The organism is Gelidibacter sp. (genome assembly GCF_035515035.1).
In the GTDB taxonomy this organism is placed as follows: domain Bacteria; phylum Bacteroidota; class Bacteroidia; order Flavobacteriales; family Flavobacteriaceae; genus Gelidibacter.
In genome coordinates, this window is the sequence record NZ_DATJCA010000001.1 from 1 (window position 1) to 10,704 (window position 10,704).

The window sequence follows — 10,704 nt, forward strand, 5'->3', positions numbered from 1 at the left end:
AGTATCTATGGAGTATCTATGGAGTATATACGCTATACCTTTTTATTATCCGTCCTATGACCCGTCCTGAAATAGCTATACAGATTATTAATTAAATCCTGTTATAGTTATACAATTGAAGATGGGGTAGTAACGAGCAGGGAATAAGTTTAGAATGGGATTTAAGTAAAAGGAGTGGTATGCGGTTTCCCACTTGTTCTTTTATGGAAATCATTTTGAAGGACAAAACTAGTTGCCCGTAAATCTGAGGAAAGTTGGCACTTGCCCCCAGCGGTCAGCTTTTTCATTAAATGATGTTAATGGGGAAATGAAGATTAAAATTCGAAGAATACTGTATATTGTGCAAAATTAAAAGGCTTAAATTGACCAAAACTACCTTCCTGTTTTTTGTTTTCCAATTCTTTATTGCTGTTGGTCTCTCCCAATCCCTAACCGGAAAAGTGGTAGGCATCATGGATGGCGACAGTTTTAAACTTCTCACCTTAGATTCGACCTTAGTGAGAGTCCGATTGGCAAATATTGATTGCCCAGAAAAAAAGCAACCTTTTTCTGCCAAGGCGACCCAATTTACCGCCGATGCCATTTTTGGGAAGATGGTCACCATCTCGATCCAGAAAACAGACCGATACCAACGTTATATCAGTAACGTCACATATAATGACTCTTTGAGTTTATGTCATGAATTGGTTAAAAATGGTCTGGCCTGGCATTATGTGACGTATTCAAAAGATAAAACATTGCAGGCACTGGAGGACAAGGCCAAAGCTGCTAAAGTGGGTCTTTGGAAAGATCTTAAGCCCATAGCTCCTTGGGAATGGCGTAGTTCCCAAAGGAAGAAAAAAGTAAAATGAAGTTATTTAGACTTTTCCTGTTTGTTGGAGTGATGGCATTGGCTTGTGACATTTCAGCGCAAACCGTTTATGTGACCAAGACGGGCGAAAAATATCATCATACGAACTGTCATTATCTTAAAACTCCAAAAAGGAAATTACTTACGAAAATGCGATAGCGCTTCGATATACGCCTTGCTCTGTTTGCCAACCAAATACTAATAGCAATGCATTAGGAATCAAATCTACATCAACAACAATAAAATCAGCTACAACCCCAACCGTTAAAAGCTCTGAAAGCACACAGTGCATTGGAAAAACAGCGTCGGGGACACGTTGTAAACGGAGGACCAAAAGTAAAAATGGGCGCTGTTATCAGCATTAAACCACCTTTTTTTAATTCATTTGTCCTAAACAAAGTTGATGCGTAAGCGCAACTCGATTTATTTTCTAAAAAATTTTGACACGTCCAAATAGCAATCGGGATCACGGATTTTTACGGATTCTTTCCTGAAAAGCTCATTTGCGCAGGCGGGAATATTGCCCTCAAAACTTATTCTCACGCTCCATTTGTTCCCTCCCTTTATTCGTGGCAATGACACTAATGATCAAAATTTGAAGGGCATGATAAAACATCAAAGGCAATAACATAATGCCCACAATATTTGTTTGTCCAAATAAAGCTTCTGAGAAAACCGTACCATGGACCAGCGATTTTTTGGTGCCACAAAATTGATTGGTAATTTGGTCGGCATGGTTAAATTTTAAGAGTTTCCCAATCCAGCCGGTTAGGAAATACACTAAGAAAAATAAAATCAGTACTAAGACCACCATCGCTGACATCTCGAGGATACTGACACTGCTGAAAATATTGTCTTCAAAAGATTGAACAAAGCTTTTATAGATAATGAGTAAAATAATAAACTTGTCAAATTTGTTAAGTGTCCTTTTGTTTTTTAATGCCCACGCACCAAGAAATCGCCTGAGTAATAATCCGAAGATCAACGGAATGACAATCTCGGTGATCAGTTGGAGGTAAATTGAGGAGAAGTCGAAAGCAACATCTGTTTGTTTTATAAAGGGTAACATCCAAAGAGGCGTCAGGATTATGCCGATGATTCCTGAAATACTGGCATTAAAGATGGCACCCGGTAGGTTTCCTTTCGCCATTGCCACCATTACCACAGAGGAGGACACGGTAGATGGCAAGGCCGCCATAAATAGGAAAGCCAACCAAAGCAATTCGTAAGAGGTGTCCTTTACCAAAGGGAAAAACGGCAGAATTAGCAATGGAAATAACACAAAAGTTGACGCTTGCACGGAGACGTGCAGTTTCCAGTTTTTAAGTCCGTTTCTAATCGCTTCAGAACTTAAGCTCAAACCATAGAAAAAGAAGATAAAAGAGATGCCCAGACTGCTGATGACATTCATCGGGACCGGACTCTCAGATGCTCCGAGTTGAGGAAAAAAATAAGCAATAACAATGCTAATGACAATGGCGATGACAAATGGGTCTATTGGTGATTTCTTGAGCATTTAAGACATTGAGTTTTGTGCAAATATAAGACGCTTAAGCGTTATGGATGTGATAAAAGCTTATAGATTCAGGACATTTTATAGGGGTAGTATGTCTCAATTTATATATAGAACACTATTTAGTAATGGATGTCCGAAATGATTCCAATCATTAAATGCCATTGTTGGGTTATACATCAACAATCTTAATTACAAGCTTCCCATAAACTTCACCACTTCTTCCTCAAAAACATCCAAAGGAATCCGATGTTCCAGATCGTGCCTGATGCTGATCCTATAATCTTGTTCTTGCATTAATAACTCGCCCAAAAATTGGAGGGTAGCTTTCGGATTGACAACAGGATCTTTCGAACCCAGAACCATATGGATGTGACCTTTATTTGTTTCTGGAGTGTGGGGCACATTTTGAACCACGCTTCTCTCAGCCAAGGCAGGATTGAAGACCAAAGCAGGTAATTGTAGCAATTTAGAGAGATGGTAGCCCGCAAAACCGCCCATGCTGCTACCCATGACTATATCAATATTAGCCTTTTTATATTGGTTGTGCAGCCAAGTAATGCTATCTGGATTGTTTTCATAATCTATGGATGGCGCTCGGACAGTGCCGTAGCGTTCTAAAACTTCTCGTTTTTCGGGGATTAAGCTACCGTTGAGGCCGTGGATGTATAGGATCTTCATTTCATCTGATATTTGAATTCAAGCTAAGGAAATATAAGGGTTCTCTTGGAAAATTCGTAGAAGTTTTTACGTTTTCGAACTGTTTAATAATTAATTCGTGTTTCCCAATTGGCTATCTTTGGAATAAAGCTCACTATTATGACCAACCCTCACAGATTTAGGTTCCCAAAAACAGTGGTATTTGTAATCACCGGACTCTATCTTATTTTAATGTTGGCCACTTACTTTTTGTACTTCAAAGAACCTTATGTGGGATGTGCTCAACGCGTGTTAGTTGCCCAATTGATTGCCCTAGTTTGTCAAGTAGTGCTCAATTATGTGAATTTCCGTTCACAAAGTAAAATTGTGATTCTTGCCACATTGTTTATAAGTGCGACACTTTTTTCGGGAGTGCTTTCCACCTTTTTTAATTTATCCTTGATGTGTAAGTTTTTGGGCTATTAATTGATTTTAACTTGCACGAATAAAACCTCAGGCTCTATTGGGAAACCTTTCAGATTTTAGTAACCTGAAAGGTCTTTTAAAAATAGATTAGGCTTCACTTTCACTTTCAATTTTAATGTCATCTTCCTCCTTCTTTGGCTTATTTACCCACCAATATAATGGCGGAATTAAGAGTGGCGCAAACAATAACGTACTGGTCAATCCACCAATAATCACCGTCGCCAAAGGTCTTTGAACATCCGATCCAATTCCGCTTGAAGTAGCGGCCGGCACCAATCCGAAGATCGCCAAAACAAGAATGGTCAATACCGCTCGCAATTGCTCCTTTGAGGTTGCCGTAATCATGGTTTTGCTCAACGGTTTATTTGCGGAAGCTCTGTTTAATGCGGATACCAATAATACAGCTGCCATCACAGAAATACCCAAAATAGAAACAAATCCAACGCCTGCCGAAACGTTAAAATAATAGCCTCTAAGCAATAGTGCCATTACCCCTCCACCCAAGGCAAAAAGAATACTGCTGGCGGTGATTAAGGTGTGTTTGAAGTTTCTGTATAACATAAATAGGAAGGCAATGACCAGCACTAAGGTCAGCGGAATTGTAAACGCCAATTGCTTTCCGGCACGTTCCAAGTTTTCATATTGTCCGCCATAAAAAATTTCATAACCTTTGGGGATTTCTATTTGCGCATCAATTTTATCCTGTAATTCTCGCACATAACCGCCTTGATCCCTCCCTTGGATATTGGCACGTACCGTCACCATCCGTTTATTGTTAAGACGGTAGATGTTGGTTTGTCCTTCTACATAGCCAATCTCTGCCAATTGGTCCATAGGCACCAATGCCCCGGTAGTCGAAGGAATCAGCAGTGTTTTTAGGTCATTGATGTTTTCTCTAAACTCAGGGAGGTAGCGCACCACAATATCATAGCGTTTGGCGCCGTCATACAGAACTGAGATTTCTTTACCACCAATGGCCGCTTCAATCATATCTTGAATATCCGCGACGTTAATCCCATACCGTGCCGCGTGCTCTCGATTGATATTGATGGCTAATTGATCCTGAACATTCTCTTGTTCAATATCGACACCTTCACTGCCCTCCATCTCACTCATGATTCCCGAAATAAGTTCGGCTTTTTCACGCATCATGATCAAATTATCACCAACAATGGAGACGGCTAAATCGGCGGCACTACCCGTCACAATTTCCATCACTTGGTCAATAATAGGTTGTCCGGAAGCAAAGGCAACCCCTGGGAATTCATGCTCCAGATCGCTGCGCATTTTTTGCACCAATTGTTTCTTTGAAAGCGTATCACTCCATGTAGAATAATCCTTTAATCCGACTAAAATCTCGTTTCTATTGGCAGGAAACGGATCTGTACCATCATCATTCCGTCCGGTTTGTGTAATGACATAAGACACTTGCGGGAATTTGGAAATGACTTCTCGGATTTTAGGCGCGTATTTCGCGTTTTCTGTAATGGTGATTCCTGCTGGGAAGTTGGCTTGTAAGAAAATCGACCCTTCATCTAATTCTGGTAAAAATTCCGAACCTAATTTTGTTCCAAAAGAAATCAAAACAAGGACGATGGCGAATCCAATCACCACGGTTTTTTTGTAATGTGTTGTAAAAACATTCAAAACCTTGACATATTGTTTCTCTAAAAACGTCAAGATAAAGTTTTTAGGTTCTTTAAATTTCTTGTCGGGTTGGGACATGGTTTTGCTGTACACATACGAAATGACCACGGGAATGAAAGTCAGTGCTGCCAGCATAGACCCTAAAACGGCAAAGGAAAGCGTTAATGCCATGGGCGAAAACAGTTTGCCTTCTACACGGGTCATCAACAAAATTGGTAGATAAGCCAAAATAATAATCGTTACTGAGAAAAAGATCTCACGACCAACTTCTTGGGCAGATAATAGGGTAATTCTAACAATTCCACTTTTCCGTTCTTCTGGGGTTGAGGTGCGATATTTCCGAATGAGATGTTCGGTCATGACCACGGCGCCATCCACAATAATTCCGAAATCAATGGCTCCTAAGGAGAGGAGGTTGGCTGGGATGCCAGTAAATCGCATGATGATAAACGCGAATAACATCGAAAACGGAATGGTCAAAGCCACCACCAAAGCACTTCGGACACTTCCCAAAAAGAAAATTAGGATAATGACCACAATACTCACCCCTTCAAACAAGGTCCATCCCACAGTATTTAAAGAGTGATCAATTAAAAATCCGCGGTCGTAAAGCGTTCGGATGGTCACATCTTGCGGAAGTTCGTTGGCTTGTAAGTCGGCAATACGCTGTTTAAGTTCTACCAGGACTTCACTTGGGTTTTCAAATTTCCGAAGTAAAATAATACCTTCTACGCCATTATGGACTTCGATATTTTCATCTGGCACGGAATAACCTAAAACACCACTCGGTGGCGGCGGCGCAATTTCTACACTCGCCACGTCACGGATAAATACAGGAACGCCTTTAACCGCTTTTAAGACGATATTTTCAATGTCTTTTTCGTTTTTGATGGCACCCAAACCGCGCACAGCAAAACCTTGACCACCACGTTCTATGATGTTGCCTCCAGTGTTATGATTGTTGGCAACAACGGCGTCTTCAATGTCAGAAAACGACAGATCGAATTTGCGGAGTTTATCCGGATCAATAAGAATATGGAACTGTTTTAACGGACCTCCAAAGGTGGTAATGTCGGCAACGCCATTGGTTTGCAGTAAATACGGCTCAATCACCCAATCTTGTAAATCTCTTAACTCGGTAGGCGAATAGCTGGGTGGTGCTTCTACCACATATCTAAAGATCTCACCCACGGCTGTTGAAAGTGGTGCCAATTCAGAGATGACCCCTTCTGGTAATTCAGCACTTGCGAGTCGCTCCATCACTTGTTGACGGGCAAAATAATCGTCCGTATCATCCTTAAACGTCAGTTGTACCACAGAAAGTCCAAAAATAGTTCGGCTTCTTCGGTCAATAACATTAGGTACGTCTTGCAACACCCGCTCTAAAGGAATGGTGACTTGCTGCTCCACTTCTTCGGCAGCGCGACCTTGGTATTGCGCCACTACAATCACATTGGTGTCCGCAATATCCGGATAGGCTTCAATTTTGAGCTCTGTAAAACTATAATACCCGATAGCCATGATGAGTAAGCTCAGACCTACTACCAGTGGGCGGTTTTTATGTGAAAATATGAGGAGATTTTTAATCACAGGACATATGATTTATAAATTATAGATATTAGAATTAAAGCGGAAGTCAATGATTTTACTTACCAAAGATCGACCCGATGTGTGATGATGAATCCGCCGCGATACTGTTCTCTTAGAACACTTAAGGTTGTTTTTACTTTTTCTTCAGAATCGACAAATGTGATCAACATAGAAGCTTCATCAAAGGAAAATAATCGGGAAGGTTGTTTCAGACGATGATGTCTGCCGAAACCCGAATATCCCATCACGGAGGTTGCACCTGCAATCCCATTGTCGATGAGTAAATTCATAATAAACTCGTGTAAGGGTTTGACGCCTTTGAGTTCGTCTTTATCGATGAAAATTTGTGCTTGTAACATGTTTTTATTTTTTAATATCCGAACGATAGACCTTTGAGTTGTAAAACGCCTTCAATGGCAACTTCATCATCGGCAGAAATCCCATCAAAAATGATGATCCGATCACCAATATGTTGACCGATTTTTACTTCTTTACGCTCAAATTCATTTTCGGAAGTTTTTATAAATACATAATGCTTGCCTTGAACGGTCACCAGTGCATTTTTGTTGACGCTGACATTATGGTCGTCGCTCAGGTCAAAACTCACATTGGCAAACATTCCCGATTTCAATTTTTTCGAGGAATTGTTGACGATAATTCGCGCTTTGACCATGCGTGTGCTGTGATCGACTACATCGGCAATGGCATCCACTTTTCCGGTGAATTCGGTATTCGGGAAGGCATTGAACCGAATATCGCACGTGTCACCTTCTTCTATGTTTCCAATTTGATTTTCCGGAATATCACAGATGAGGAATGCTGTTCCCGCTTTTGCTTTTCGCAAGACATCCGGTAAAAACCCTTCGGAAATCAATTTGGATTCATGTTCAATCAAGGCGGCTTTCTCATTGGAAAGTGCGCTTTGCTCCATGGTTAAGGCGCTTTCAGCATCCATTAGGTCCTGACCTGTGGCGACGCCGTGGGCACTCAGATCCTTGGTGCGTTCCAATTCCAACTGACGCTGCTTGAGGTTGACGTTGGCAATCTGATTGATGCTGATCTGTAATTGGTTCAGCTGTGTATAATGGCTCGATAGTTCAGGATTTTCGAACAAAATCAGATTCTGTCTCGCACCTTCGCGTGATGGTAATACCGTGGCGGCGACATTTGCCGGTGCGGTAAATTTCGCCGAAAGCGTATCGTTGTTGAGATGCTCAGTCTTGAAAAAAGCCAAGTGTGCAGCTTCTGGAAACTGAATGGTTGTCCCGCCATTGGTGATAATGGGTGAGGCTCTATGGGTCTGTTCTGTTTTGGTTTCGCTGCCACAGGAGGACAATAAGATTAAAACAAAAGCGGTAAAAATTGCGTGTTTCATTATTGGGCTAATTGATTGATTAAACCTGCTACGTACAGTAATTGTATATGACTTTGACGGTATTGCTCTAGAACGTTGTTGTATTGTTCCTGGGTTTCAAGCCAACTACTTTGGGCTTCCAAAAAATCAATGATGCTGGTACCTCCTCTGAGATAGGCATACTTAATGTTATCTAAAATGGTTTGGGATTGCTCCAAAACCGATTGATAATTTTCTATATTTTGTAATTGAACTTGATAACTTTCATAAGCCGTGGTAATTTCAGTTTGAAGTTGGGTCTGCAAGGCGTGAAGTTGCTGTTCAGCCTGATCTCTTTGGATGAGCGATTTTTTGATTTCACCTTGATTCCGATCAAAAAATGGCAACTCTATGGACGCAGCGAATCCAACATGAGGAATTTTGTGCTGTACGTTATAAATCACGCCGATTTCAGGTTGCGGATAAGCCATGCTTTTTTGCAGATGGATCTTACTTTCAGACACTTCAATCATGGATTTGGCGGATTGGATATGACTTCGAAATGCTAAAGATTGCTCTTGCAATTCGTTTAAAGAAGTCAATCCGTACCTTTCAAGATCTTCTGATGTATCAATATGAATGGTATCTTGAATACCCATTAGAAACTGAAGTTCCTTTTTCCGATTGGCTAATTCTTGACGTTCTGTTGTGTATTTCAGAGCGTATTGTTTGGCTAATAATTCCGTTCGGAAAACATCAGTTTGGGTGATGACTTGATTTCTGTACCGATGCTGATTCGTGATCAACAAACTGTCAATATTGTCTTTTGCAGATTTAATGAGTTCCAATTGCTTTTGCGCAGTCCAGACTTCGTTCCATTTTTGGGCGACTTCAAAAAGAATGTCACTTTCTATTTCGGTGTATTCTTTTTGGGATAATTGGGCGCTTTTTTGGGCGACATCAATTTTATTCTTGCGCTGCCCCATAATTTGGAAGGTTTTGGACAATTGCCAAAGCACTTCCCGGTTTTCAGGATTGCCATAATTTGTACTATTCTCAAAATCTGATGAATTCGCGATCTGAATGGTTTCGTTGCTCAACACCAGATTCGGGCGTAACTCAGCACTAAGGATATCGCTTTCGGCAAGAGCCACGTTAAAATGCTCAGATTTCAAAATCGGATTATTTTGTTTTGCCGTTTTCAATACCTGTTCTAAAGTGAATGGGGTTTGCGCATTTAGAGGCTGTAATCCTCTAATGGCAATAGCTAAATAAAGAAATGTTTTAAAAATGAATTTCATGTCAGCTTTTTAGTGAATTCTTCTGCGAATTGCATAGAACTACAAAGATTGACCTCATTTCTCTATTTGTCAGTTAGAGAAGCCATAGAAAAATATTAGAATTTCATTAGAATTATTTTTAGACACGAATTTCGCGGATTTCACAAATTTGCTAACTGCATATTCTTCTTAATGTGATTATTAATGACACGAATTATAACAAACTTGCAGACCGTATCGGGAAGGCGGAGATAGTACTTTAGTCTGTAGTGGTTAAGCTTTTGAATACTATTTAAATTTAGCGATTCCAGCAGTTTATGGAATAAAAGTGAAGTATTCTGAAATCTTCACAATCTAAGTCTTGATACTTGATTCTAAAAGGGGAGCGATCTTAATTCTCTTTTAATTTGGAAAACTAACATAAAAATCCGTGCCTTTACCCCATTTAGAAGTCGCTGAAATTGTTCCTTTATGAAGTAAGATTATTTTCTGGGTCAATGGTAATCCGATTCCGTTGCCATCGGCAAATTTCTGATTGTCGCCCCGATAGAATGGTTTAAAAATGTTTTTCAGATCAATTTCTGAAATTCCGATCCCATGATCTGAAAATTTGAGTTGGATGTTATTCTCCCTAAAAATAATGGATGCTTTTGAATGATGATCTTTCGAGAATTTACAGCCATTTTCAAAAAGATTTGCAAACGCGACTTTTAAGAGATATTCATTGCCGTTGATGGAGATTTGCGCATCGTTTTCAAAATCGTTCTCAAAGTGAATGTCGATTTTATAATTAGGATTGGCTTGTTGTACTTGCTGTCTGGCATCCAATAAGACTTCATCAATGCGTACCGATTTAAAAGAGATTTCAGAGGGGTCATAACTTGCTTTTGCCATATCCAAAAGACTGTTGGAAAGCCGCACAATTTTTTTGGCGTCTTTTAAACTGTTTTGGATGGCCAGTTTGTAATCTTCGCTGCTCCTTTCTTTTCCGAGAGATAATTCCAATTCTGTAATAATGGCCGCCAAGGGCGTTCGGAGTTCATGTGAAATGTTCGATACAAAATGTTTTTGGGCATCAAAGGATTGTTCCAGCCGATCCAACATCGCATTAAAAGTTTGTGCGAGTTCGGACAATTCGTCTTTATTTTCCTTGGACGGTAAACGTAAATCCAGATTTGTAGCGGTGATGTTCTGCGCTTTTTCGGTCATCTTACTAATCGGCTCAAATGCTTTTTTTGAAAAGAAAACCCCAGCGATATAAATAAAAACAATGGAAATAACGAAAACAAAAATGCTCGTTTTAAGTAAGCTGTTCAATTTGTTATAGCCGTATTGGTCATACGAAGTAGCGGTAACAATATACTGG

The 10,704-nt window shown here is 40.2% G+C and carries 9 protein-coding genes; 2 read left to right on the top strand and 7 right to left on the bottom strand.

Translation table 11 applies throughout. From position 1 onward, the window contains the following. The first annotated feature begins 362 nt into the window (after positions 1-362). Positions 363-851: a thermonuclease family protein gene (locus VLZ86_RS00005; protein WP_325447424.1), complete on the top strand. Its 489-nt coding sequence runs from the start codon at positions 363-365 to the stop codon at positions 849-851. Between the two features lie 525 nt (positions 852-1,376). Here VLZ86_RS00005 and VLZ86_RS00010 read toward each other — a convergent pair. Then, a complete protein-coding gene (locus tag VLZ86_RS00010; protein WP_325447426.1) occupies positions 1,377-2,366 on the bottom strand; it encodes a bile acid:sodium symporter family protein in 990 nt (329 codons plus the stop codon). Positions 2,367-2,555: 189 nt separating this feature from the next. Continuing rightward, positions 2,556-3,044 carry a YqiA/YcfP family alpha/beta fold hydrolase gene (locus VLZ86_RS00015; RefSeq protein WP_325447428.1) on the bottom strand — a complete coding sequence of 163 codons (489 nt, stop codon included), beginning with the start codon at positions 3,042-3,044 and terminating at the stop codon, positions 2,556-2,558. 138 nt (positions 3,045-3,182) lie between these two features. On the opposite strand from VLZ86_RS00015, the gene VLZ86_RS00020 reads away from it, so the two are divergent. After that, a complete protein-coding gene (locus tag VLZ86_RS00020; protein ID WP_325447430.1) occupies positions 3,183-3,488 on the top strand; it encodes a hypothetical protein in 306 nt (101 codons plus the stop codon). An 87-nt stretch (positions 3,489-3,575) separates the two neighbouring features. Here the strand turns inward: VLZ86_RS00020 and VLZ86_RS00025 are convergent, their stop codons facing one another. The 5 genes from VLZ86_RS00025 to VLZ86_RS00045 all read right to left on the bottom strand — a co-directional run. Further along, positions 3,576-6,725, bottom strand: a complete 3,150-nt coding sequence (locus VLZ86_RS00025) for a CusA/CzcA family heavy metal efflux RND transporter (protein ID WP_325447432.1) — start codon at positions 6,723-6,725, stop codon at positions 3,576-3,578. Positions 6,726-6,784: 59 nt separating this feature from the next. Further along, on the bottom strand, positions 6,785-7,084 hold the full coding sequence (locus VLZ86_RS00030) for a DUF190 domain-containing protein (RefSeq protein ID WP_129017367.1): 300 nt from the start codon (positions 7,082-7,084) through the stop codon (positions 6,785-6,787). Positions 7,085-7,095: 11 nt separating this feature from the next. Beyond that, positions 7,096-8,100 carry an efflux RND transporter periplasmic adaptor subunit gene (locus VLZ86_RS00035; protein WP_325447436.1) on the bottom strand — a complete coding sequence of 335 codons (1,005 nt, stop codon included), beginning with the start codon at positions 8,098-8,100 and terminating at the stop codon, positions 7,096-7,098. Then, positions 8,100-9,359 carry a TolC family protein gene (locus VLZ86_RS00040; RefSeq protein ID WP_325447439.1) on the bottom strand — a complete coding sequence of 420 codons (1,260 nt, stop codon included), beginning with the start codon at positions 9,357-9,359 and terminating at the stop codon, positions 8,100-8,102. Before VLZ86_RS00040 ends, VLZ86_RS00035 begins: the two co-directional genes overlap by 1 nt. Before the next feature lie 381 nt (positions 9,360-9,740). Further along, on the bottom strand, positions 9,741-10,704 hold a 964-nt coding region (locus VLZ86_RS00045; RefSeq protein ID WP_325447441.1), incomplete at its 5' end, for a HAMP domain-containing sensor histidine kinase.